Origin of the sequence: Maricaulis sp. W15 (assembly GCF_001924955.1) — a bacterium.
GTDB classification, from domain to species: domain Bacteria; phylum Pseudomonadota; class Alphaproteobacteria; order Caulobacterales; family Maricaulaceae; genus Maricaulis; species Maricaulis maris.
In genome coordinates, this window is sequence record NZ_LQXG01000012.1 from 340,695 (window position 1) to 365,578 (window position 24,884).

21 protein-coding genes are annotated in these 24,884 nt (G+C 63.6%); 13 read left to right on the forward strand and 8 right to left on the reverse strand.

From position 1 onward, the window contains the following. Positions 1–25 precede the first annotated feature (25 nt). From AWH62_RS07045 to lpxB, 11 genes are read left to right on the forward strand one after another with little or no spacing between them, the layout of a single operon-like run. On the forward strand, positions 26–763 hold the full coding sequence (locus tag AWH62_RS07045) for an isoprenyl transferase (protein ID WP_075189771.1): 738 nt from the start codon (positions 26–28) through the stop codon (positions 761–763). Then, entirely contained in the window at positions 747–1,550 is an 804-nt protein-coding gene (locus AWH62_RS07050) for a phosphatidate cytidylyltransferase (RefSeq protein ID WP_075189929.1), read from the forward strand. The genes AWH62_RS07045 and AWH62_RS07050 overlap by 17 nt, the downstream gene beginning before the upstream one ends. Then, positions 1,547–2,737, forward strand: a complete 1,191-nt coding sequence (locus tag AWH62_RS07055) for a 1-deoxy-D-xylulose-5-phosphate reductoisomerase (protein ID WP_075189772.1) — start codon at positions 1,547–1,549, stop codon at positions 2,735–2,737. Before AWH62_RS07050 ends, AWH62_RS07055 begins: the two co-directional genes overlap by 4 nt. A gap of 17 nt (positions 2,738–2,754) precedes the next feature. Beyond that, positions 2,755–4,197, forward strand: coding sequence for an RIP metalloprotease RseP (gene rseP / locus AWH62_RS07060; protein WP_075189773.1), 1,443 nt, complete (start codon positions 2,755–2,757; stop codon positions 4,195–4,197). A gap of 37 nt (positions 4,198–4,234) precedes the next feature. Beyond that, complete coding sequence (bamA, locus tag AWH62_RS07065) at positions 4,235–6,622, forward strand: outer membrane protein assembly factor BamA (protein ID WP_075189774.1); 2,388 nt, start codon at positions 4,235–4,237, stop codon at positions 6,620–6,622. Between the two features lie 4 nt (positions 6,623–6,626). After that, entirely contained in the window at positions 6,627–7,217 is a 591-nt protein-coding gene (locus AWH62_RS07070; protein WP_075189775.1) for an OmpH family outer membrane protein, read from the forward strand. Between the two features lie 24 nt (positions 7,218–7,241). Next, the gene (gene lpxD, locus AWH62_RS07075; protein ID WP_075189776.1) at positions 7,242–8,276 is read left to right on the forward strand and encodes a UDP-3-O-(3-hydroxymyristoyl)glucosamine N-acyltransferase; all 1,035 of its coding nucleotides are present in this window, start codon (positions 7,242–7,244) and stop codon (positions 8,274–8,276) included. A 5-nt stretch (positions 8,277–8,281) separates the two neighbouring features. Then, the gene (gene fabZ, locus AWH62_RS07080; RefSeq protein ID WP_075189777.1) at positions 8,282–8,728 is read left to right on the forward strand and encodes a 3-hydroxyacyl-ACP dehydratase FabZ; all 447 of its coding nucleotides are present in this window, start codon (positions 8,282–8,284) and stop codon (positions 8,726–8,728) included. Then, positions 8,725–9,522, forward strand: a complete 798-nt coding sequence (gene lpxA, locus AWH62_RS07085) for an acyl-ACP--UDP-N-acetylglucosamine O-acyltransferase (protein WP_075189778.1) — start codon at positions 8,725–8,727, stop codon at positions 9,520–9,522. Before fabZ ends, lpxA begins: the two co-directional genes overlap by 4 nt. Further along, positions 9,515–10,357 (forward strand): LpxI family protein, encoded by an 843-nt coding sequence (locus AWH62_RS07090; RefSeq protein ID WP_075189779.1) that lies wholly within the window; start codon positions 9,515–9,517, stop codon positions 10,355–10,357. Before lpxA ends, AWH62_RS07090 begins: the two co-directional genes overlap by 8 nt. Beyond that, entirely contained in the window at positions 10,354–11,520 is a 1,167-nt protein-coding gene (gene lpxB, locus AWH62_RS07095) for a lipid-A-disaccharide synthase (protein WP_075189780.1), read from the forward strand. Before AWH62_RS07090 ends, lpxB begins: the two co-directional genes overlap by 4 nt. A 47-nt stretch (positions 11,521–11,567) precedes the next feature. On the opposite strand, the gene gltA is transcribed toward lpxB, so the two are convergent. Then, entirely contained in the window at positions 11,568–12,872 is a 1,305-nt protein-coding gene (gltA, locus tag AWH62_RS07100; protein WP_075189781.1) for a citrate synthase, read from the reverse strand. Positions 12,873–12,896: 24 nt separating this feature from the next. Then, positions 12,897–14,336 carry a glutamate--tRNA ligase gene (gene gltX / locus AWH62_RS07105; RefSeq protein ID WP_083635062.1) on the reverse strand — a complete coding sequence of 480 codons (1,440 nt, stop codon included), beginning with the start codon at positions 14,334–14,336 and terminating at the stop codon, positions 12,897–12,899. 70 nt (positions 14,337–14,406) lie between these two features. Here gltX and AWH62_RS07110 point away from each other — a divergent pair, with 70 nt between their 5' ends. Further along, entirely contained in the window at positions 14,407–16,506 is a 2,100-nt protein-coding gene (locus tag AWH62_RS07110) for a ComEC/Rec2 family competence protein (protein ID WP_075189782.1), read from the forward strand. Positions 16,507–16,733: 227 nt separating this feature from the next. On the opposite strand, the gene lexA is transcribed toward AWH62_RS07110, so the two are convergent. From lexA to AWH62_RS07130, 4 genes are all read right to left on the reverse strand, one after another. Then, complete coding sequence (gene lexA, locus AWH62_RS07115; RefSeq protein WP_075189783.1) at positions 16,734–17,432, reverse strand: transcriptional repressor LexA; 699 nt, start codon at positions 17,430–17,432, stop codon at positions 16,734–16,736. A 96-nt stretch (positions 17,433–17,528) separates the two neighbouring features. After that, positions 17,529–18,326, reverse strand: a complete 798-nt coding sequence (gene trpC / locus AWH62_RS07120; RefSeq protein WP_075189931.1) for an indole-3-glycerol phosphate synthase TrpC — start codon at positions 18,324–18,326, stop codon at positions 17,529–17,531. Positions 18,327–18,350: 24 nt separating this feature from the next. Next, positions 18,351–19,370, reverse strand: coding sequence for an anthranilate phosphoribosyltransferase (trpD, locus tag AWH62_RS07125; protein WP_075189784.1), 1,020 nt, complete (start codon positions 19,368–19,370; stop codon positions 18,351–18,353). A gap of 322 nt (positions 19,371–19,692) precedes the next feature. Continuing rightward, on the reverse strand, positions 19,693–20,283 hold the full coding sequence (locus tag AWH62_RS07130) for an aminodeoxychorismate/anthranilate synthase component II (protein WP_075189785.1): 591 nt from the start codon (positions 20,281–20,283) through the stop codon (positions 19,693–19,695). 99 nt (positions 20,284–20,382) lie between these two features. Here AWH62_RS07130 and AWH62_RS07135 point away from each other — a divergent pair, with 99 nt between their 5' ends. After that, on the forward strand, positions 20,383–21,435 hold the full coding sequence (locus AWH62_RS07135) for a divergent polysaccharide deacetylase family protein (RefSeq protein ID WP_083635063.1): 1,053 nt from the start codon (positions 20,383–20,385) through the stop codon (positions 21,433–21,435). Here AWH62_RS07135 and trpE read toward each other — a convergent pair. After that, positions 21,400–22,896: an anthranilate synthase component I gene (trpE, locus tag AWH62_RS07140; protein WP_075189787.1), complete on the reverse strand. Its 1,497-nt coding sequence runs from the start codon at positions 22,894–22,896 to the stop codon at positions 21,400–21,402. The two genes, AWH62_RS07135 and trpE, sit on opposite strands and share 36 nt — an antisense overlap. After that, complete coding sequence (locus AWH62_RS07145) at positions 22,893–24,824, reverse strand: peptidylprolyl isomerase (RefSeq protein ID WP_075189788.1); 1,932 nt, start codon at positions 24,822–24,824, stop codon at positions 22,893–22,895. The genes trpE and AWH62_RS07145 overlap by 4 nt, the downstream gene beginning before the upstream one ends. Between the last annotated feature and the right edge of the window lie 60 nt (positions 24,825–24,884).

The following is a 24,884-nucleotide window of genomic DNA, read 5'->3' on the forward strand; positions in this document are numbered from 1 at the left end:
TCATGCCGTTTGGCGGAGCGAAAGAATGACTGACGACGCTCCTGCTGACCAGCCGGGTCCGGGCCATGCGGCCATCATCATGGACGGCAATGGCCGCTGGGCGAAGGCCCGCGGTCGTCCGCGTTCCTTCGGCCACAAGCGCGGGGTCGAGACGGTGCGGCAGATTGTTGAAGATGCCGGTGATCTCGGCGTCCGCTATCTGACGCTGTTCTCCTTTTCGACCGAGAACTGGAACCGGCCGGCGGACGAGGTCGGGGCTTTGTTCGAGCTTCTCAAACATTATGTCGAGGCCGATCTGGAAGGCCTGGCCCGCCGTGGCGTGCGGATCCGCATTGTCGGTCGCCGCGACAATCTGGGCTCGGATCTGACCGCGATCATTGAGCGCGCCGAAGACCGGACCCGTGACAATGACGCCTTCCATCTCACTATTGCGTTCAATTATGGCGGGCGCGACGAAATCCTGCGGACCTGTCAGGCGATCGCCCGTGAGGCTGCAGACGGGCGCCTTGATCCCGATACGCTTGATGAGGCGACCCTTGGCACGCATCTCGACACCGTCGGCCTGCCCGATGTCGACCTGATGATTCGCACCAGTGGCGAGCAGCGCATTTCCAATTTCCTGCTCTGGCAGGCGGCCTATGCCGAACTCGTCTTTCTCGACGTCTTGTGGCCGGATTTCTCGCGCCAGGACCTGGCCCGGGCGATTGATCTCTACCGACAGCGCAGCCGGCGCTATGGAGGCGTGGATGCCGGCGCCGCGTGACCCGGTCTTCCGGCGTCGACTGATCTCCGCCCTGATCCTCGGCCCGCTGGCGGTCGTGCTTCTCTATCTTGGTGACCTGGCCTTTACGGCCTGGGTTGCTGCCTTTGCGGCCGCGATGGCGTGGGAATGGATTTACATGTCCGACCGCGACGCGCCGCCCGTTGCCTACGCCATCGCCTGTGCAACGGCGTCCGGAACCGTCTTGTTGGCCGGACAGACGAATGTGATCGACGCGCTCGCCTGGGGTGCGGCCGGGACGCTGGCCAGCGGGATCGAGCGCTGGCGGCGGGGTTGGTCGAGCGAGGTGCTCGGTGTGCTCTATGTCTCGCTGTCTGCGGCCCTGCTGGCCTCGATGCGGGCCATGCCGGATCACGGACTGCAGTCGGTCATCCTGTTGTTCGCCATCGTCTGGGCGGCGGACAGTGTCGCCTATCTGGTCGGTACCTGGGTCGGTGGCCCGAAACTCCTACCCCAGGCCAGCCCGAAAAAAACCTGGTCGGGCTTTCTCGCCGGCGTTGTTGCCGGCGGTGCGGCCGGGTGGGCGGCGGGCGGCCTTTTCGGTCTCGAGGCGTCCCGGGTCATTCCGTTTGCCGTGATCGTTGCGCTGGCCTCGGTTGGTGGCGATCTCGCCATGTCGATCTTCAAGCGCAGTTTCGGGGTCAAGGACTCAGGCACGCTGATCCCGGGGCATGGCGGCGTGCTGGACCGGGTTGATGCGCTGATGCTGGCGGTGATTGCTGCTGTCCTTGTCAATCGTATCTGGCCACTCGGCTGGGCTGCCGCATGACGGCCCGCCGGATTTCCATACTCGGGGCCACCGGCTCGGTGGGCTTGGCCACACTCGACCTGATCGGCCGGGCGACGCCCGGCACATTTCAGGTGGTTGCGCTGACCGCCAAGACCAATGCGGCCGAGCTGGCCCGGCAGGCGATCCGTTTCGGGGCTGAATGCGTCGCCATCGCGGACCCGGCGGCGGCACCGGCCCTGGAGGCGGCGCTCAAGGATCATCCCGGTATCGAGATCGGTGTCGGCGAGGACGCGGTCTGCGATGTCGCCGGACGCGATGCTGACTGGACCATGGCCGCCATCGTCGGTGCCGCCGGACTCAAGCCAACCTTGGCCGCCCTGCGCCAGGGGCGGGCGCTGGCCTTTGCCAACAAGGAATGCCTGGTCTGCGCCGGGGCGCTGTTCATGGATGAGGCCGCCCGCTGTGGCACCACGCTGTTGCCGGTCGACAGCGAGCATAATGCTGTCTTTCAGGTCTTCGATCCGGTCCAGCGCGCTGCCATTCGCTCGATCACGCTGACCGCATCGGGCGGCCCGTTCCGGGAAGCCAGTCGCGAGGATATGGCCCGTGCCACCCGAGCGGACGCCTTGGCACACCCTACATGGGAAATGGGGGCCAAGATCACCATCGACAGCGCCACCATGATGAATAAGGGGCTGGAGGTCATCGAGGCGTGCTGGTTGTTCGACCTGTCGCCGGATCGGGTCGAAGTGGTGGTGCATCCACAATCCATCGTGCATGGACTGGTGGAATATGCCGACGGATCGCTGCTGGCCCAGCTCGGCTCGCCGGACATGCGCACCCCGATCGCCAGCGCCCTGGCTTGGCCAAAGCGTATGTCGGCACCGGTTGAGCGCCTGCGCCTTGCGGAGATCGGCCGGCTCGATTTCCAGCCGCCGGACCTGACCCGTTTTCCGGCCATCCGGTTGGCTCGCGAGGCAATCGAGGCAGGGGGGATCGCCCCGGCCGTGCTCAACGCAGCCAATGAGATCGCCGTCGAGGCATTCCTGGCGGATCGCATCCGTTTCCTTGACATCGCTGCTAGCGTTGAAGAGGTTCTTGATCGCAGCTTGTCCGATGCAGACATGCCGCATGCGCTAACGGCTTTTGAAGATGTGTTCGCCATTGATGGTCGCGCGCGCCGGATGGCACGGGACTTGATGGCTGAGCGCTTGGCGAACCCATAACAACGGACATTTCATTCATGAGCCTGATTGGCAGCGGCTTTCTGACCATTTTCTCCTTTGTGTTCCTGATCTCGATTGTCGTCGTGATTCACGAGCTTGGGCATTATTGGGCAGGCCGCTTCTGCGGCGTTCATGCGGAAACATTCTCGATGGGATTCGGGCCGACCCTGGTCTCATGGCGGGACAAGCGCGGGACGGTATGGCGCGTTGCGGCACTGCCGCTGGGCGGCTATGTGAAATTCCTGGGTGATGCCGGCGCTGCCAGCGAGCCGGATGCCGACAAGCTGGCGCTGCTTCGCGAGCAGATGGGGGAGGCGGCGGACCGCTGCTATCATTTCAAGCCGATCTGGCAACGCGCCTTCATCACGGCAGCGGGACCGATTGCAAATTTCATCCTGGCGATTTTCATCTTTGCGAGCCATGCGCTGATTTTCGGCGATGAACAGGTTCAGCCCGTGATCGGTTTTGTCCAACCGGGATCGCCTAGCGAGGCGGCAGGTTTCGAGATCGGTGACCGTATTGTCCGGGTTGGGAACCGTGAGATCAGCGGCTTCATGGATATCAGCCAGGCGTTGTTCGACCGGGCCAATGATACCGTGTCCATCGACGTCGAGCGGGATGGCGCGTTGATCACGCTGGTCGCGACGCCGCAGCGTGTCGCCCAGGAAGACCGGTTCGGTGGGACCCGGAATGTCGGTCAGATTGGCATTGGCCCGTTCTACGAGCCGGTTATCGGCATGGTCGTCGAAGAGTCCCGCGGTGCAGCGGCCGGCTTTCGTGCGGGGGACCGCGTTGTCAGCGTCGATGGACAGACTGTCGAGACGTTTGGCCAGTTCAATACCCTGATCGGCGAACGCGACGGCGAACTCACAATTTTGGTTGAACGTGACGGATCGCAGCTTGAAATCATTGCCGACCCCGTCCCGCTCGCCGATATCGACCGCCGCAATCACGCTGCGCTGGAACGCCTGGGTCTCGGCAACGAGCTGGTGCTCCGCCAGCATCAAAGCTTCACCCTCCTGACCGCACCGGTTGAAGGCGCCCGGATGGTCTGGACAACGGTAACCAGCACCGCGAGCTATGTCGGGCGGATCGTGTCCGGCCGATCGTCGCCGGAATATCTGAACGGACCGATCGGAATTGCGACCGCCGCAGGCCAAGTGGCGCATGTCGCCGTTGATGACGCTGACAGCGTCGTGGAAGGTGCCGGTAATCTGCTGCGCAGGTTGATATTTGTCGCCGGTTTTCTCTCGGTCGGACTGGGATTGGTCAATCTTCTACCGATACCCATCCTCGACGGCGGGCATTTGGTGTATTACGCCTATGAAGCGGTGGCACGACGTCCGCTGAGCATGAAGGCACAGGCACTCGGTTTCCGGGTGGGGCTTGTTTTCGTGCTCGGTTTGATGCTTGTAGCGACCTGGAATGACCTGAATTATTTGCTCGGCCAGATTTTCTGATGAATGTCTGACCGGGCCCAGCAAGCGGCGATCTTCCATGGCGAGTGTTCTGCGTGTGCTCTTCGCAGCCCTGATGACTGTGACTGTGTCGGCTATAGCGTCGGCACAACAATCGGGTGCGGAAGTTCCCGCAACGACCCAGCCGGAGGTGCAGCAACCCGCGCCGGCGCCGGTAATCCGGCAAATCCTTGTCGAGGGAAATCAGCGGGTCGAGGCCGATACGGTCCTGTCCTACCTGCTCTTGCAGCCGGGACAACCGTTTGACACGCGCCTGGTCAACCTCTCGATCCAGACCCTGATGGCGACCGGCCTGTTCTCGGACGTGCAGTTCGAGGACCGCGGCCAGATCGTTCTGGTTCGTGTCCAGGAAAATCCGATCATCAACCGCGTGATCCTTGAGGGGAACAGTGCGATTGATGACGAGAAGATCACCGATGAAATCCAGGCTCAGCCGCGCGCCATCTTCACGCGGTCGCGTGTCCAGTCGGACGTTCAGCGCATCATCGAGGTCTATCGCCGCTCCGGTCGCTTCGCAGCGACGGTGACGCCGAAGATTGTCGAGCAACCGCAAAATCGTGTCGATCTCATCTTTGAAATCTCGGAAGGTCCGGTGACGGGCGTGCGCCGGATCAATTTCATCGGCAATGAGAGCTATTCCGACCGTCGTCTGCGGCGTGAATTGGTGACGCGCGAATCGCGTTGGTGGCGTTTCTTCTCATCGAACGACAATTATGACCCGGACCGTCTGGAATATGATCGTGAATTGCTGCGGCAATTCTATTCCAACCAGGGTTATGCCAATTTCCGCGTCCTTTCCGCCGTCGCAGAACTGACGCCGGACCAGCGCGATTTCTACATCACCATCACGATCGACGAAGGTGAGATCTATAATTTCGGTGAAGTCACGGTCTCAACGGAAATCCCTGATCTCAATCCGGAATTCCTGCAAGCCATCCTGCCTGTCCAGCAAGGCGACCTCTTCCAGGGCCAGTTGATTGAAGACAGTATCGATGCACTGACCTTCTCGGCCGGTGCGTCGGGCTATGCCTTCGTCAACATCCGCCCGCTGTCGCAGCGCAATCGTGAGGACCGTACCGTTGACGTCGAATTCGTCATCGATGAAGGCCCGCGTGTTTACATCGAACGCATCGATATCTCCGGCAATACGCGAACCCTGGACCAGGTGATCCGCCGCGAGCTCGATATTGTTGAGGGCGACGCCTTCAACCAGGTCCTGATTGATCGTTCGCGCAATAATATCCGCCGGCTGGGCTTCTTCGAGGAAGTTGAAGTCGAGGAAACCCCCGGATCCGCTCCTGACAGGGCCCGGGTCAATGTCGCCGTAACCGAGCAACCGACCGGTGAGTTGGCCTTTGGTGCCGGTTTCTCCTCGACGGATGCCTTCCTGATCGATCTGTCGATCTCGGAACGTAATCTGCGCGGCCGCGGCCAATTCCTGCGCTTCCGGATTTCGGCCTCGTCGAACCGGGAATCATTGGATATCCGCTTTACCGAGCCACGCTTCCTTGATCGCAATCTGGCCGCCGGTTTCGACCTGTTCCGGGTCAATTCGGATTTCCTGTCAGAAGCCTCGTTCCAGACCGAGTCGACCGGTGCCAGCCTGCGGCTTGGTTTCCCGGTGACGGCGTCGACCAATCTGCAGCTTGGCTATACCTACCGGACGGACAATGTCCTGGTTTATACCTCGGCGTCGTCAGCCCTGCTCAATCAGGCGGGGAGCCGTGCAACATCGGTGTTGACCTATACGTTGAACTGGTCGCGCCTGAATGACCCGATCGAGCCGAGCAATGGCTATCGTTTGCAGTTCACGCAGGGCTTTGCGGGGATTGGCGGCGATGTGCGTTATGTCCGGTCTGAGTTCAATGGTGCCATCTATCGGCCATTCTTCCCGGGTCTACTCGGCAATGATGTGGTCGCCAGCTTCACCATGAATGGCGGTTTTGTCCTGCCTTGGGGCGGTGACTCGGTTCGAATCAATGATCGCTTCTTCAAGGGCGGCAATTCGTTCCGCGGCTTCGAAGTCGCCGGTATTGGCCCGCGTGCGGTGTCGCGCGATGCCACGACCGGCGAGCTGATCCGGGGTGATGCCCTGGGTGGCAGGCTTTATGCAGTGGGCGCACTGGAAGTCTCATTCCCGCTCGGTTTGCCCGAGCAATATGGAGTGAGGGGCAGCCTGTTCACCGAGTTCGGCACGCTTGGCATGCTGGATTCGGCCGATCAGGTAGACGAAGCGACAAATGCGGTGTTCACGGTTGATGATTTGGCGCTTCGGGCGTCGGCCGGCCTGAGCATCTTCTGGGATTCACCATTCGGACCGGTCCGGTTCGACTTTGCACAGGCTTTCATTCGTGAAGACTATGACAGAGCCGAATTCTTCCGGTTCAGCACGCGAACAGGGTTCTAAAACCATGAAACTGCTTAAGACTCTTCTCCTTCTGCCGGTCCTGGTGGTCGGTATCGCCGCGCCGGCGATGGCACAGACAAATATTGCTGTGCTCAATGAGGAACGTGTCCTGCGTGAAAGCGCGGCTGGCCAGCATATCGCCGCCCGCATGCAGGAAATCGCACAGGAAATTGACTCCGAACTGCAGGCGATGAGCCAGCCGATCCAACAGGAAACCGAACGCCTCAATGCCGACACCGCGTCTATGACGCAGGCGGCGATCCAGGAGCGTCCGGACCTGATGAGCCGGATCACCACGCTTAACCAGCAAGCCCAGCAATTCGAAGTCACGCGCCGGGCCCGCCAACAGGAAATCGTCCAGACCGAGCGCCAGGCCATGCGTCCTGTCTATGAAGCGCTGGGTCCGATCCTCGAAGAAGTTGTCGCGGCCCAGGGGATCGACATCCTGGTTGATCGTTCCAACTTGGTCTTTGCCTCGCCGGACATCGATATTTCCGCGTCGGTGATCACCCTGCTGAACGAACGCCTGCCCACGGTTCCGGTGACCCGCGTGCGCCTGCCGCAGGACGGAGCCGGTCAGCAACGCCCGCAATAAGCGGACAGCGCAAAGGGGGAGAGTGTGGCAGACCCGCGTTTCTATGACCGGCTTGGCCCTCTGACCCTGCAAGAGATCGCCGCGCTTTCGGGTGCGGCGATTTCTGATTCTGCAGCCGTCGGGATATCGGTCGAGGGCGTCGCTCCACTTGGCGAGGGCGGTCCCGGTACGCTGGCTTATGCCGAAACCGGCAAGCATTTCGCGAACGCGCCGGCCGGCGCGCTGGACGGTGTCGTGGTGATTTGCCCGCTTGATGCCGCGAATGAAGCGGCGAACCTGGGTGCGACCACACTGACCCATGATGCGCCACGTACGGCCTTCGCCCATACCCTGCCTCATCTGTTCCGCCTGCGCGGCTTTGATGTGGATACCTTCATCCATCCAACGGCCCGGATCGACGAGACCGCTTCGCTCGCAGCCGGCGTGGTGGTCGGTGCCGGTGCCGAGATCGGCGCCGACTGCGCGGTTGGTCCCCACAGCGTGATCGGACCGGGTTGCCGACTCGGAGCCGGGACCCGGCTGGCGGCCCGGGTCAGCCTCCTGTGCTGCGAAATTGGCGAAAACTGCAACATTCTTGCGGGAGCCGTGATTGGCGAGGACGGCTTCGGCGTTGCAATATCCAACGGAATTAACACCGATATTTTGCACTTGGGGAGCGTTGTTATCGGCCGTGACGTCACCATTGGGGCCAATACCGCGATTGATCGTGGCGTGTTCGGCGCGACGCGCATCGGCGATGGCACCAAGATCGATAATCTCTGCCATATTGCCCATAATGCCCGGATCGGTCGGCAGGTGGTGATGGCGGGTTATACCGGTCTCGCCGGCAGTGCCGTGATTGGAGATCGCGCCGTCCTGGCTGGGCGTGTCGGTGTCTATGATCATGTCCGCATCGGTGAGGGGGCCCAGGTCGGTGCCAATTCGGCGGCATCCAGGGATGTCCCGGCTGGCGAATTCTGGGTCGGCAATCCCGCCCAGCCCCTGCGGCAGCATTTGCGTGAACTCGCCGAACTCCGCCGCCTGGCGAAAACCGGCAAAAAGACCTCGAAGAAAGGCTGAACGGCGTGTCCGATCGCATTGAAAACGCGGAAATCCAGACCCTGCTCCCGCATCGCTACCCCTTCTTGCTCATTGACGCCGCAGAAGACTATGTCGCCGGCACTTCGATCGTCGGCATCAAGGGCGTGACCGCCAATGAACCCTTCTTTCCCGGGCATTTTCCCGGCAATCCCGTGATGCCGGGCGTGTTGATGATCGAGGCCATGGCCCAGGCTGGCGCGGTTTTGATGTACAAGACGCTCGGCGCCTCACCCGATTCCGCGACCGTTTTCTTCATGGGCGCCGACAAGGTACGGTTTCGCGCCCCCGTGCGTCCCGGCATGATGTTGCGCATGCCCGTTGCGGTGACCGCAGCGCGCCATGGCGTGTTCAAGTTCAAGGGCGAGGTCTGGGCCGACGGCAAGCGCGCCGTCCAGGCTGAATTCTCTGCCAAGGCCATTGAGAACAAATGACCCAGTCCAGTCAGATCCATCCCACCGCCATTGTCGATCCGGGCGCCCAGATTGGCGAGGGGGTTGAGATCGGCCCCTTCTGCATCGTCGGACCGAAAGTCGTGCTGAAGGATCGTGTGCGCGTCATCTCGCATGTCACGATCGCCGGCAATACGACGCTGGGCGAGGATTGCGTGCTCTATCCGGGCGCCCAGATCGGCCATCCGCCACAGGATTTCAAATACCAGGGCGAAGATACCGAGCTGATCATCGGCCAGCGCAATATTCTGCGTGAGAATGTCACCATGCACCCCGGGACGACATTTGCGCGCGGGCGGACCGTGGTCGGCAATGACGGCTACTTCATGGTTGGCGCCCATGTCGCGCATGACTGTATCGTCGGTGACCGGGTTGTATTCGCCAATTGCGCCGCGATCGGCGGCGAGACCGTAATTGCCGATCACGCGATTCTCGGTGGTTATGCCGGCATCCACCAGAAAAGCCGGATCGGTCGCCACGCCTTTGTCGGTGCGATGGCGATGGTGACGGCGGATGTCATCCCCTATGGCTCGGTGATCGGCAATCACGCTCATCTCGCCGGCCTTAATGTCGTCGGCCTCAAACGTCGTGGCATGCCGCGCGAGACACTGCGCGAGCTGCGCGCCGCCTACCGCCTGTTGTTCGCTCAGGAAGGCACATTCGACGAGCGTGTGGATGATGTCGCCCAGCTCTATTCCGGGAACGCCCCGATTGCGGAAATCATCGACTTCATCCGCGCCGATGCCAAGCGTTCCATCTGCATGCCGGATGACTGAGGCGGGCTGGACAAAGCTGGGTCTGCTCGCCGGCGGTGGAGACCTGCCGCTGGAAATCCTCAAGGCCCAGGCCGGCAAACCGGTCTTTGTCATCGCGCTGCGCGGCTTTGCCGACCGGGATTACAGCCATGCCGACACGGTGTCCAAATCGGTCGGAGAGATCGGTGGCATGATCAAGGCGCTGCGGGCGGCCGGCTGTGACGCCGTGTGTTTTGCCGGCTATGTAACGCGGCCGGATATCAAATCGCTCAAGATGGATGCGCGCGGTCTGATCATGGTGCCGCGGGCGCTCGCAGCCGGTCGCAAGGGCGATGATGCGGTAATCCGTGTCGTGGTTGATGAGTTCGAGCGGGCCGGTTTCGCCGTGGTCGGTGCTGACAGCCTGATCGGGCAGGGCGGCTTGCCGGCCGGCGTGATCGGCGATCCGGGCCTGGTTGAGGCTCACCGTGACGATGTCACCAAGGCGATGTCTGTCGCGGCGGAAATCGGGCGGCTGGATATCGGTCAGGGCGCTGTGGTCGCCGGTGGCATCGTGTTGGCGGTCGAGGCGCAAGAGGGCACGAATGGCATGCTCGAACGCGTCGCCGGCCTGCCTGACGTGCTGCGCGGCCGGCCCGGTGACCGTATGGGCGTGCTCGCCAAGCGCCCCAAACCAATTCAGGAGCGCCGCGTCGATCTGCCAACCATTGGCGTTGATACGGTGGAACGCTGTGCGCGTGCCGGCCTGGCCGGTATTGTGCTGGAAGTCGATGGCGCGCTGATCGTGGATCGTGATGGTGTCGAGGCGGCGCTGGCCGAGCACGACCTGTTCGTCTTGGTCGAGGCGGTCCGATGAGCCAGCCGCACGTCTTTCTTGTTGCGGCAGAGCGCTCCGGGGATCTGCTCGGCGCCGGCTTGGCCCGCGAGCTGCGCAGTCTGACCTCCGGCGCCGTCACCCTGTCCGGGATTGGCGGCAGTGCCATGGCCGAGCAGGGCGTCGTCTCGGCGATGTCGATCGACGGCCTCAACATTCTCGGTTGGATCGACGGGTTGCGGGCGTACAAGCGGGTCAAGGCCGCCGTCGCCGAGGCTGTCAACGCGATCATCGCGGCCAAGCCGGACACCGTTGTTCTAATCGATTCCTGGGGCTTCACCTTGCGGGTGGCGCGCGGTGTGCGGGCGATCAATCCGGCCATCCGCCTGGTCAAATATGTGGGTCCGCAGGTGTTTGCGACCCGGCCAGGACGGGCGGCCGTTCTGGCGGCGACCGTCGATGAACTGCTGACGATCCTGAATTTCGACGGTCCCTATTACGAACCGCACGGCCTGCCGGTGACCTTTGTCGGTAATCCGACGCTGGAACGCCTGCCGACCGGTGATGGCCCCGCTTTCCGTCAGCGCCATGGCGTCACCGGTGAGGAATTGGTGCTGGTGGTCTTGCTGGGAAGTCGTCCGTCGGAAATCCGGCGCATGACCAAGCCTTTCGTGAAGGCACTCGAGCGTCTGACCCGGCGTCATCCCGGGCTGCGCCTGGTCTTGCCGGTCGCGGATCCCGTTGCGACGCAGGTCGATGCCGTGATGGCCCGTCATCCGGTACTGGCCTCCGCGATCCGGGTTGGCGAGGACGAGAAGGCTGACGCTTTTGCCGCAGCCGACGTGGCGCTGGCCTGTTCGGGCACGGTGGTGACCGAGCTGGCGACGGCGGGTGTGCCCACGGTCGCCAGTTACAAGCTTGGCTGGATCACCTGGGGTTTGGTGCGGGCCTTCAACCTGCTCAAGACGCCGCACATCTCACTGGTCAATATCGCCGCTGATGAGCGCATCGTCCCGGAAGTCATCCAGCTGGCCTGTACCGGCGCCAATCTGAGCGCCGCTGTCGAACCTCTGCTGGGCAGCGCCGGAAAGCGGGCCGAGATATCCGCCAAGCTCAAGGCCGTGACCGCCGAGCTGCGCGGCAGCGGCCAAGCCAGCCGCCGCGCTGCCGAAGCTGTGCTGGCAGATCTGCCTGCCCCGCAATAAAAAAGGCCGCCCGGAGGCGGCCTTTTCTGTGATCATCATGCGAACTGTCAACGCTTGCCGAGATCGATGTAGTCGCGCGGCGTCGCGCCGGTGAAGAGCTGGCGCGGACGGCCGATCTTCTGGGACGGATCCTCGATCATTTCCGACCATTGCGCGATCCAGCCGACGGTGCGGGCCAGGGCGAAGAGCACGGTGAACATCTCGGTCGGGAAGCCCATCGCCTTGAGCGTGATGCCCGAATAGAAGTCGATATTCGGGTAGAGCTTCTTTTCGACGAAATACGGGTCTTCCAGCGCGATGCGCTCAAGCTCCATGGCGACCTGCAGGGTCGGGTCATTGCGCACGCCCAGCACGTCGAGAACTTCGTGGCAGGTGTCGCGCATGACCTTGGCGCGCGGATCATAATTTTTGTAGACGCGGTGACCGAAGCCCATCAGGCGGAACGGGTCCGACTTGTCCTTGGCCTTGCGGACATATTCCGGAATCTTGTCGACCGAGCCGATCTCGTTGAGCATGTTGAGGGCGGCTTCATTGGCGCCGCCGTGGGCCGGGCCCCACAGCGAGGCAATGCCGGCCGCGATACAGGCAAACGGGTTGGCCCCCGAAGATCCGGCCAGGCGCACGGTCGAGGTCGAGGCGTTCTGTTCGTGATCGGCGTGCAGGATGAAGATCTTGTCCATCGCCTTGGCGAGCACGGCATTGCTCTCATAGTCCTCGGCCGGAACGGCAAAGCACATGCGCAGGAAATTGGCGGCGTAGTCGAGCTCGTTGCGTGGGCTGATGAATGGCTGGCCGATGGCATATTTATAGGCCCGGGCCGCGATCGTCGGCATTTTGGCGATCATGCGGTGGCTGGCAATGGTGCGCGCCTCCGGATCATTGATGTCGGTTGAGTCGTGGTAGAAGGCGGACAGCGCGCCAACCGTGCCAACCATGATCGCCATCGGGTGGGCGTCGCGGCGGAAGCCGCGGAAGAACTGGTCGAACTGGTCGTGCAGCATGGAGTGACGACGGATCGTCCAGTCAAAGGTTTCCAGCTCACCGGAGGACGGCAGATTGCCATTCATCAACAGGTAGCAGACTTCGATGAAATTTGAATTGTCTGCCAACTGGTCGATCGGATAGCCGCGATAGAGCAGCGTGCCCTTGTCACCATCGATATAGGTGATCTGGCTCTCGCAGCTCGCGGTCGAGGTGAAGCCGGGATCATAGGTGAACATGCCGGTTTCAGCGTACAGCTTGCGGATGTCGATCACATCCGGGCCGATCTCGCCGCTGAACACGGGCAGTTCCAGCGATTTGCCATTGTAGTTGAGCGTGGCCGATCCGTTCGGCTTGGCTTTGTTTTCCATCACGTCATCCCCATGGTTACCAGGTTACGCGGGCGCAACCGGCGTCATCTGATCCTTGATACGGTCCAGCGTCTCGTCACGACCGATGAAGGTCATGACCAGGGCCAGATCGGGAGCGGGTGCTCCGCCGGTCAGCGCTGCACGCAGCGGCTGACCGATTTTGCCGAAACCGACATCTTCGGCTTCAGCGAATTCCTTGAGCGCGTCGGACAACGCAGCCTCCGTCCAGGCCTCCACATCGCCGAGATGCGTGAACAGGCGGTAAAGCCGGTCGCGGGCCTCGTCATCCTTGAGCGGTTTGGCCGCCTTGCCTTCAAGTTGGAAGGGGCGCGGTCGCAGCAGAAAATAGCTCTGAGCTGCCAGCTCTTCCAGTGTCGATGCCCGGGTCTTGAGAACCGGCATCGCCGCGGTCAGGCGTTCGCGCGTAATATCGGCATCCTCAATCCGCGCTTCAAGGGTCGCGAGGAAGGGCGTCACCAGTTCAATCAGGCGGGTATTCTCAGCCTGGCCGATATGGTGGGCGTTGATGTGGTTGAGCTTGTCGATATCCATCCGCGCCGGCGCCTTGTTGAGGCCGTCCAGAGCGAAGGCGGCGACCGCCTCGGCATCGCTAAAGAGTTCCTGGTCGCCATGTGACCAGCCAAGCCGCAGCAGATAATTGCGCAGACCTTCGGGCAGATAGCCCATGTCGCGATAGGCTTCCGCGCCCAGCGCACCATGGCGTTTGGAAAGTTTTTTGCCGTCCTGGCCGTGGATCAGCGGGACATGGGCAAAGACCGGGCGGTCCCAACCCATGGCGTCATAAATCTGGCTTTGGCGGGCGCCGTTCACAAGGTGATCATCGCCGCGCACGATATGGGTGATCTCCATGTCGTGATCATCGACCACGACGGCGAGATTATAGGTCGGATTGCCGTCGGAACGCAGCAGGATCACGTCGTCGAATTCCTTGGCCGCCCAGCGCACGGTGCCCTGGACTGCATCCTCGAGCACGACATCGCTGTCCGGCGCCCGGAAGCGAACGGTGAAGGGCTGGTCGGCAGGCCCGTCGGCCGGGTCGCGATCGCGCCAGGGCGAACGCAGGGCGCGCCCTTCGGCGAAGGCTGCATCCCGCAGGGCCTGGACTTCGTCCGGCGTGCACCAGCATTTGAAGGCATGACCGTTTTCCAGCAGCGCATAGGCGATCTCGGCATGGCGATCGGCGCGCTCGAATTGCGAGATGGCATCGCCATCCCAGTCGAGGCCAAGCCAGCCAAGCCCGTCGAGGATCGCGTCAATCGCGGCCTGGGTCGAGCGGGCGCGATCCGTGTCCTCGATGCGCAGCAGGAATTGGCCGCCATGACGACGGGCGAACAACCAATTGAACAACGCCGTCCGGGCTCCGCCAATATGGAGGAAGCCGGTGGGCGAGGGCGCAAAGCGCGTGCGGATCATCTTGTCGTTGTTTTGCAATTGCGAATTCATGCTGCACTGCGAGAAGGGAAAGCCGTGTTAGCATGAATATCAGCTTTTGCGATAGACCGTAGGCTGCTTGATGCTTCAACCTGACGCAATCCTGCCGCAACGCGCGGCAAATAGCCGGAACTCACCGGGCAATCGCGTTGATCCGCTTGCGGATTTCAGCCCGACCATTGTTGGCAGCCTGGGCGCAATGACCGGGTGTGCGAGTTATTTTTCCGCCCCGGTCGAGCCGGGATGGGGGCTGATTGCCTTGCCGGTCGCGGTCGCGGGCGTGCTCCTGGCCACGGTTCGCATTTCCCCCGCCAGCCGAATTGGGGCGGATCGGCTAGCCGGACTTCTGGCGATTTTCCTGGTCGCAACCGCGCTCTTTGGCTGGCACGCAACCCGCTACACAGCGGCCCATCATGACCGCGAACCATTTGTGACCGGGGATCGCGCGGTCGAGCTGACCGGTTGGCTGGAAGCGATCGATCGCAGCGGCGGTGGCCGACAACGCCTGTTGCTGCGTCTCGTCGCCGCCGATGATGGGGCTAGGCCGCAAAGGGTAAGAGTTCTTGGTGATCCGGCCGGTATCCGGCCCGGCGACGCGATCCGGCTTCGCGCTGTGCTGGCACCGCCGCGACCGGCCGCGGTGCCGGGCGGCTATGATTTTGCCTTTCACGCAGCCTTTCGTGACATCGTCGCGACAGGATACGGCATTGCCCCGGCCGAGGCCGGCCCTCCCGTGCACCAGGACCGGGCAGCCCGCGCGGTGGCCCGATTGCGGGCCGACATGTCCCGGCATATCCGCTCGCGCATGCAGGCCCGCCCCGGTGCGCTGGCAGCGGCCCTCCTGACCGGTGACCGGGCCCATATCGATCCGGGTGATGTCGAAGCGCTGCGAAGGGCCGGGCTTGGACATGTCCTGGCGATCTCCGGCATGCATATGGCTTTGCTGGCCGGCGGGGTCTTTTTCGCCGTCCGTCTCGGTCTGGCCACCATCTTTCCTTGGGCGCGGCGCTATGATGCCGCTGTGCCGGCGGCTTGGGTGGCATTGGTGTTCGCAGTGGGATATCTGGTCCTGTCCGGCGGTACGATCCCGACCCAGCGCGCCTTCATCATGACGGTTTCGGTGCTCGGTGCAGTCATTCTCGGACGCCGCGCCCTGTCGCTGCACACGCTGAGCCTTGCCGTCATTGCCGTCCTTGCCTTGCAGCCCCAAGCCGTGATCACGCCGGGCTTTCAGATGTCGTTTTCCGCGGCGGCAGCGCTGATCACGGTGGCGCGGCTGTGGCAGGACCGGTCCCGCCGTGGCTCGCAGGCTGGCGCCTTGTCGCAGATACGGTTGTTCTTCGGTGGTTTGGGCACGACCAGCCTGGTTGCCGGCACGGCAACGGCCGGGTTTGCCGCCTTCCATTTTCACCGCGTCGCCAGCTTCGGCCTGGCCGGCAATCTGCTGGTGATGCCGATTTTCTCCTTGCTGGTCATGCCGGCTGGCGTGCTCGGCCTGGTGCTGATACCCGTCGGTCTGGATGGTCCGGCCTTCGCCGTCATGGAGTGGGGGTTATCGATCATGCTGGCACTGGCCCACATGGTCGCCGACTGGCCGGGCGCGCAGCGTTATCTGCCGGCAACGCCGGGCTTGGTTCTGGCCTTGTTTGCGGCCGGCTTTGTCGCCAGCCTTCTGGTTCGTGGACTGTGGCGCTGGAGCGGGGCCGCCGTGATGGCAGCGGCGCTGGGTTTGTGGGCCGTGCTGCCGCAGCCGGATCTCTTCATCTCCGAGACCGGATTGATCCTCGCCCGAGATGACGCCACCGGCTGGGTGGTCAGCGACCGGCGCCGCTCACGCTTTGCAGCGCGGGTGTTCCTCGAGGCGCGCGGGGTGGCGGATCCGGCGCCGGCAGTCTGGGATGCCAATTGTGACAGCCATGGCTGCAATGCCCGGCTCCAGGGCGTGCGGGTGACCCGCTTGTCGTCGCTGCAGGATTGGCCGACCGATTGTTCCCGCGCCGACCTCATTGTGGCTGATCTTGCGGTGCCGCCGGCAATTGCCCGCCAATGCCAAGCCCGGATCATCGATGCCGATGAGTTGGCGAGAACCGGTGGCCAGTCACTGCATCTGCGTGATGGTCAACTGGTCGCGATCCAGCGTGCACGGCCATTGGTCGGTGCACGCCCCTGGCACGGGCGTTGATGGCGGTGGCGATTTGCGACGGTCCCTTGCCCGCCTGATCCCGGACCATCGTCGCGGCGCGGCAGGAGCTGAATCTGGAACAAGAGCCGGCGTCCACCGGTGCGTTCCAAACGGCACACAGGCGGCGCCTGTAGAGCGCACCTGCGACCTGCGCCTATGGCTGTGACAGCGTCCAAGGACGATTCAAACCGTGCGCATCGAAGTTGCCAAGCAAAGCAATCACGTCGTCAGTGATAACGCCGGATCAGTCCCACAAGACGTCCTTGCACCTTGACCCGATCGGGGCCGAAAATGCGGGTCTCGTATTCGGGATTGGCCGCTTCCAGGGCGATTGAGCCGCCTTTTTTGCGCAGGCGTTTGAGCGTGGCTTCCTCGTCATCAACCAAGGCGACCACGATATCACCGGACTCGGCAGACTGGCAGCGCCGGATGAGGACAGTGTCGCCATCCATGATACCGGCCTCGATCATCGAATCGCCCTTCACCTCAAGCGCGAAATGCTCGCCGCCGGTGACCATGTCCGCAGGGACGGGCAGGCGGTCGGTTTCATGCTGGATGGCCGAGATGGGCACGCCGGCGGCGATCCGGCCGAGCACGGGTATGTCGACCGTCGATTCGCGCGGGCTTTCCTCGGGCTTGGCGAAATTGCCGCGCACGACATTGGGGCCGAGATTGCCGCGTGGCAGGCTCGGCGTTTCAGCCGCCGCCGCTGATTCGGGCAATTTGAGCACTTCCAGTGCCCGGGCGCGATGGGCGAGGCGACGGATGAAGCCGCGCTCCTCCAGTGCCGTGATCAGGCGGTGAACACCGGATTTGGAGGCCAGTTGCAGCGCGCCCTTCATCTCGTCGAAGGAGGGCGAGACGCCGGTTTCCTTGATGCGTTGATGGATGAAGAGCAAGAGCTCGTTCTGTTTCCGCGTCAGCAAGGCAACCCCCTTGTTCGCATTCCCGGAATCAGGCGCAGGCCTGCGGGAACAAATCAGGAATAGGAGTGTTTGTTCTACAAGTGTTCTGAAATGTCGTCAAGCGGTCGCCGGACGGCCCAACAGGGTCGCCGTTGCTGTCCGGACATCGTCCTGACGCATCAGGCTTTCGCCGACCAACAGGGCGCGGGCACCGGCCTGTTTCAGGCGCAAGGCGTCATCACGGCCGAAAATCCCGCTCTCGGCGACCAGCAGCCGGTCATCAGCCACCATCGGCGCCAGCGCGTCGAATGTGTCGAGGGATGTCTCGAAGGTCCGCAGATTGCGGTTGTTGACACCGAGCAGGGGCGCGTCGAGCGCCAGCGCCCGTTCCATCTCGGCGGCGTCATGGACTTCCACCAGCACGTCGAGCGACCAGGCATTGGCTTCCTCGATCAGCTGGCGGGCGGTGTCATCATCAACCGCCGCCATGATCACCAGGATCGCATCGGCCCCGAGTAGGCGGGCCTCGGCAACCTGGTAACGATCATACATGAAATCCTTGCGCAGGGCCGGCAGGGCGACGGCATTGCGGGCCTCGGTGAGGAAGGTATCGGCGCCCTGAAAACTGGGCGTATCGGTCAGCACGGACAGGCAGCTCGCCCCGCCGGCCTCATAGGCGCGGGCGAGGGCGGGCGGATCGAAATCGGCGCGGATCAGGCCTTTCGACGGGCTGGCCTTCTTGATCTCGGCGATCAGGCCGAGGCCGTCCGGTGCGACAGCGAGGGCCTTGGCAAAGCCGCGTACCGGCGCCACATCGCGCGCCGCGGCGGCGATCTCGGCATAAGGGCGCGCCTGTTTGCAGGCCGCGATATGCTCGCGCTTGTAGGCGCCGATGCGGGCCAGCGTGTCAGGCATGGTCTCGGGGCGGGTGCTCATGGCTCACGCCTCCCCGTGTGAAATGGCGACCATACGGGCGAGGGCGGTCTTGGCACGCCCGTCATCAACGGCCGCTTCTGCCAGGCGGGTGCCATCGGCAATGCTGTCGGCCAGTCCGGCCAGGAGCAGGGCGGCGCCGGCATTGAGCACGGCAATGTCGCGGAAGGCGCCGGTCTCACCGTCGAGCAAGGCGCGGATGGCGTCGGCATTCATCTGCGGCGAGCCGCCCTGCAGTGCCTCGGCGCTGGCCAGAGGCAGGCTGGCCTCTTCGGGATGGAAGCTGTATTCCCGGATCACCCCGTCGCGCAGTTCGGCAATGTTCGAGCGACCGGTCGTGGTCAACTCGTCCATCCCGTCCTCGCCGCACATCAAGAGTGCATGCTCACAGCCCAGATTGCGCAGCGCTTCGGCCATCGGCACCAGCCAGCGCTTGTCATAGACGCCGAGCAGCTGACGCTTGACGCCGGCCGGGTTGGACAGCGGACCAAGCAGGTTGAACACGGTACGCACGCCGAGATTTTGACGGGCCGGACCGACATGACGCACGGCAGCATGGTGTGCCGGGGCGTAGAGGAAGCCGACGCGGGCTTCGAGCAAGGCCCGTTCGACCACTTGTGGCGGACAGTCGAGCTTGACGCCGAGCTGGGCCAGGACGTCGGAGGAGCCGGACTTGGAGGAGGCGGCCCGGTTGCCATGCTTGGCGACAATGGCGCCGGCGCCAGCCGCGATGATCGCGGCGGCGGTCGATATATTCCAGGCGCCCTTGCCGTCACCTCCCGTGCCGCACGTGTCGATGGCGCCTTCGGGAGCGGTGATACGGGTCATCCGGCTGCGCATGGCGCGGGCGCCGGCGGCAATGTCGACAGGGCGCTCGCCGATTGCGGCGAGACCGATCAGGAAGCCGCCGATGGCGGCATCCGCAACATCGCCGGACATGAGTTCGTCAAAGGCGCCGGCAATGGCGGCGTCCTCGGGATAGGTGCCGCGTGAAAAGGCATTCAGGCACAGGGAAATATTTTGCATTGTCAGTCGTTTCGCCAGCTATTTTCAAATCCGGCTTGAGGCCGGACGCCATCACCCCGCAGGGTCGTCAGGAGGCGGTCTTGCGCCATCGATGGGGGCTGCGCCATCGCGTGGCCGGCTGAGCGTATCGAACGCGCGTCGACGCCGCCATGCCGACCGGACCGGCCAAGGCGGCCGGGTGGGCGAGACATGAAAGGGCGCAAAACGGCATACCTGTCACCGGGTTGAACAAAGCGAACCGGAAGGACCTAGCGCGGGGCCGCTGGCATTTCAACGCCCGCTGGCCGTTGCCATGTGCGTGCGGCCTGGTCGTGCCGCCCGATCACGCCGCCTGGGCGCGGGGCAGGCCGGTCAGGTCGAGGAAGTTGCGCAGCAGGGCGTGGCCGTGTTCCGAGGCGATGGATTCGGGATGGAATTGCACGCCATGCACCGGACGCGTGCGGTGGGCCAGCCCCATGATCTCGCCGTCGGCAGTGTGGGCGGTCGCGACCAGCATGTCCGGCAGGCTCTCCGGCCGTACCGCGAGGGAATGATAGCGGGTCGCGGTGAACGGGCTTGGCAGTCCGGTAAAGATACCACTGCCATCATGCACCACCGGGCTGGTCTTGCCGTGCATGATGGTCTTGGCCGAGATCACCTCGCCGCCGAAAACCTGACCGATTGACTGATGACCGAGGCAGACGCCCAGGATCGGCATCGTATTAGGCGCAGCAGCAATCAGATCGAGACAGATCCCGGCCTGGTCCGGTGCACACGGGCCCGGTGACAGCACGATCCCGCTCGGCTGCAAGGCCAATGCCTCGTCGACGGTCAGCGCATCATTGCGCACGACCTTGGTCTGCGCCCCCAGCTCCTGGAAATAATGCACCAGGTTGAAGGTGAAGCTGTCGTAATTGTCGATGATCAGCAGCATGCGGCTCTCCTTGGCATGAAAGCTAGTCGCCGGGCCGGGCTTCGCCAATCCTGCAAGTGCATTAACGCCTGATTAACCAGGCTGGCGCGTGCTGGGGTCATGACCCGCTCTGCTCCGACATTGATCAAGGCCCGCCATTCAGCCATCCCGGCTTTCGCCGGGGCCTTGGCAGCTGCGGCCTATCTGCTTGGTGCAATTGTGTTTTCTGTCGCCAGCAACGGCGGTTTCCCGATGCCGGCCATGGCCTCGGCGGAGGAGACGTCCCAACATCAGGGGATACGCGTCAGCCGCGTCCGCAATTTTGATTCGCTGGATTCGGTCGCAATCGCCTCACAAACCGATGACTTGGACGCGCCGATCGACATAGCTGCATCAAATATGATCCCGGTCATCACCGACCTCACAGTGGCCACGCCGGTCACAGCGCGGCGACCGCAAATCGTGCTGGTGATCGATGATGCCGGACTGGACGTCGCCGCTGCCGAGCGCGTCATTGCGCTGCCCGTGCCATTGACCCTCGCAATCCTGCCCTACGCCGAGGCGTCCGCGAGCCTGGCCGCGCTGGCGCAAGCCAATGGGCATGATGTGTTGCTGCACATGCCGATGGAGCCGGTCGGACTGGCCGATCCGGGACCGAACGCGCTGCGGCTCGGCCTCAGCGATGCCGATCTACAGGCGCGGGTGCGTTGGGCGATGGCCCGGGTGCCGGGCGCGATCGGTCTCAACAATCATATGGGCAGCCGCTTTACCGCTGATCCGCGCGCTCTCCGTGTCGCGCTGGCCGCTATCAGCCATGAAAGCCCGCTATTTCTCGACAGCCTGACGACCGCGCAGAGCCGTGGCCGCGCCGTCGCGTCGGGACTCGGCCTGCGGTCGCTGGAGCGTGACATCTTCCTCGATCATGACCTCGATGCCGGCTCGATCCGGGCCCGCCTGGACGAGGCCGCGGCCTTGGCGCGCGCCGACGGGCATGCCGTCGTGATCGGCCATCCGCACGCGCTGACGCTGGAAACGCTTGAAGCCTGGCTGGACAGTCCGGAGGCGGCTGAGGTCGAGTTCGTGACCGTCAGCGACCTCGCCGACCAACTCTTCGTCGCCGAGCCCGGCCTGCAGGCCTCAATTGTCGAGGGAATCAATCGCGGCGCGGAATAGGGCTTCCGCCTTGTTGACGGTTTCGACCCGTTCCGACTCGGGATCGCTGTCGAGCACAACGCCGGCGCCGGCCTGGACATACATCCGGCCATCCTTGAACACCGCCGTGCGCAGGGCGATGGCCGTGTCCATGCCGCCATCGGCGCTGAAATAGCCGACGGCACCCGCATAGACGCCGCGACGATGCGGCTCCAGCTCGTCAATGATTTCCATCGCCCGAACTTTCGGTGCGCCCGACACGGTTCCGGCCGGGAAGCCGGCGAACAGGGCCGAGACAACATCCTCCCCGGCGGCCAGGTCACCTTCGACGTTTGAGACGATGTGCATGACGTGGCTGTAGCGCTCGACGATCTCTCGGGCCGTGATCCGCACCGAGCCGGGCTTGGCGATCCGACCGACATCATTGCGCCCGAGATCGAGCAGCATGAGATGTTCCGAGCGCTCCTTCGGGTCGGCCAGCAGGTCCGCCTCGTGGGCGTCATCCTCGGCCGGGGTTCTGCCGCGTGGACGGGTGCCGGCGATCGGCCGGATAGTCACCACATCATCACGCAAGCGGACCAGGATTTCCGGACTGGAGCCGACTACTTCAAACCCGTCAAAGCGGAAGAAAAAGAGGAAGGGCGACGGATTGAGGCGGCGCAGCGAGCGGTAGAGCCAGAACGGGTCAGCCGGATAGTCAGCGGAAAAACGCTGGCTGGGCACGACCTGGAACGCGTCGCCGGCGCGGATATAGGCCCGGGCTGCATCGACGGCCTGGCGGTAGCTGTCCTCACTCTGATTGGACTGACGCGCGCCGAGCTGGCCGGCCGGGCGAGCCGGTTCCGGCGTGCCGCCAGCCAATTTCTGCAAGGTGGTTTGCAGGCGTTCGACCGCGGCGTCATAGGCTTCCCGGGCCGAAAATTCGCCGGGGCGGACCGGACAATAGACCTGGATTTCCTGTTTCAAGGCATCGAAGACGACCATGGTCTGTGGTCGCAGCAGGATCGATTCGGGCAGGCCGAGCGGGTCCGGCGCGGCTCCGGTGGGCAGGCGTTCCAGATAGCGGACCATGTCATAGCCGACATAGCCGAACAGACCGGACGCCAAGGGCGGTGCGTCGTCGGGCAGGGGGCAGTGGGCGGCTTCAATGACGTCGCGAAGGGCGGCCATCGGTTCGGTGTCAATCGGGGTGAAGCGCCGCGCCGCGACATCCATGCCGCGGGCTTCGCTGGCGACGCCATCGCGGCACTGCCACAGAAGGTCCGGATCGAGCCCGATCGCCGAATAGCGACCGCGCCAGGCGCCGCCCTCAACCGATTCCAGAAGGAACGTGTTGGCTTGATCCGCCGCCAGCCGCAGATAGGCCGCAACCGGGGTCAGCAGGTCATCGACACGCCGGGCCTGGATGACGCAGGTCTCGCCGCGTTCGAGACGTTCGGCGACGGTGGTGAAATCCGGCGTGATCGGCGCGTGCGGCGTCATTGCGGTGTGCTGGGATCGGTCTCGCCGATGGCCAGGGAGTAGAGGCGGTTGTCGATAGATGCGTCGGTGATCTCGTATTCACGCAGCAGGAAGTCGCGGGTTGCGAAGACCACGTCATTGCCGAACTCGCTGACGAGATCGCCTTCGATACCGGCCAGATCCGCTGCCGGTGCGGCGGCAATGTCGGCAGGAATGACTTCATCGACCGTCAGGACGAGATAACGGCCTTCGGCGACCTGTTGCATCCGGTATTCGCCGGGCGTCATGGAAAAGGCCGTTGAGACCGCGCCGCGGGTGAATCCGCCAGCAGTCTGGTCGCGTCGCAGCGTCGAGCTTTCGGTGCGGCCGCCTGCGGTCAGTGAGACGAGCTCGAGATCGTCTCCGGCCTCGAGTTGGGCGAGTGCGTCCTCGGCCCGGGCCTGCAACTGGGTGTCGACTTGAATCGAGCGCCAGCGGCTTTCCGCCTGCTCGCGGACTTCTTCCAACTCAAACGGACGGCTGGGGACAATCGAATCGACCCGCAGGGTGAAGAAATCCGTGTCGTTGTAGGTCTGCAGGTCGATTGCGAAACCCTCTACCTGTGCGAAGGCGACCGGCAGGATTTCTGCAGCCAGCGCTTGATAGCGCTCCGGATCGAAGTCGAGATTTTCGTCGAAGGAGTTTTGGGCCAGCGGCTGGTAAATCTCCAGTGGTGTGCCGCTCGATTCAGCGGCGACCTCAAGCGAGGCACCGTCTTCGCGTGCGGCTTCGAAGGCCGAGATGGCACCATACATGTCGTCAGTCGCCTGGGCGCGAGCGGCGTCGGCCTGGAGGCGTTCGCGCTCATCCTCAAAGCTGGGCAGATTGGCCTCTTCGGCCAGCGTCACCTGGACGGCGCTCCAGCCGAAACGGCCTTCCACTGCCCGGGCTTCGTCCTGTGACATGGCGAAAACGGCGTCGGCCAACTGGGTGTCAGGCACTTCGTAGCGCTGGGCATTGTCCAGGGTGAGCGGCGCATCAAGGCCGAGCTCGCTCGCGATCAGGGCGGCGCTTTCGCCATTGGCGAGACGCTCGGCGGCGGCTTCGGCCGTGGCTTGGTCGGGCGCCGTCAGCTGCGTGAAGCTGCGCAGCGCCGGGGTGCCGATCTGGTTGGTTTCCACGAGATAGTCATAGGTCTCACGCAATACCGTCTCGTCGACAGCAACATCGCGGATGAAATCGTCGAGCTGGAAACGGACCAGCGTGATGGCCCGGAATTCCGGACGGGTGAATAGAGGCTGGCCGTTCTGGCCGGGGGTCTCGGTGATAAAAGCCTGCAATTGTTCGTCGGTCGGATCGGCGATCTCGTCAGCGGTCGAGGCGTCAAGCACGAGCGCGGACATGCGGCGCTGTTCTTCAGCCACGAGATAACGCGTCGCGGCGATCTGGTCCGGCAGGTCGGCAAGGCGGGTCAATGCGCCCATCAGCTGCGAGCGCAGCATGTCGCCTTCGACATCATTGGCGAATTGATCTTCGGTCATCCCGACGCGCTGCAGCGCCGAGCGCATCGTGTCCGGATCAAAGCGTTCGGTGACCGGATTGCGGAAAGCCGGGATCGCGGCGGCCTCGCGCACGACGGCGGCATCAGAGATGGCGAGGCCAAGCTCATGGGCGCGGGCAGCCAGGGTGGCGAAGGTGATCTGCTGTTGCAGGACCTGGTTGGCGATGCCTTCCTCGCGCGCCATTTCGCGGGTGATTTCGGGGTTTTGCTGTTGCAGGCGCTGCACTTCGCGGTCGAAGGCATAGGCCAGTTCGCGTTGGCTGACTTGCTCATTGCCAACCACGACGACAGCGGTGCCGCTGCCGGTGAAAATCCCGCCGGCGCCGGTCATGGCGAAGGCGAGAACCAGGAGGACAATGATGATCAGCGCCAGAGGCGACTGGGCGAAGGACCGGAAATTGGACAGCATGGTACCGAAATGCCTTTTGGAAACGTCGCGCGGAAGGTAGCGGCGAGGTATGGGCCTCGC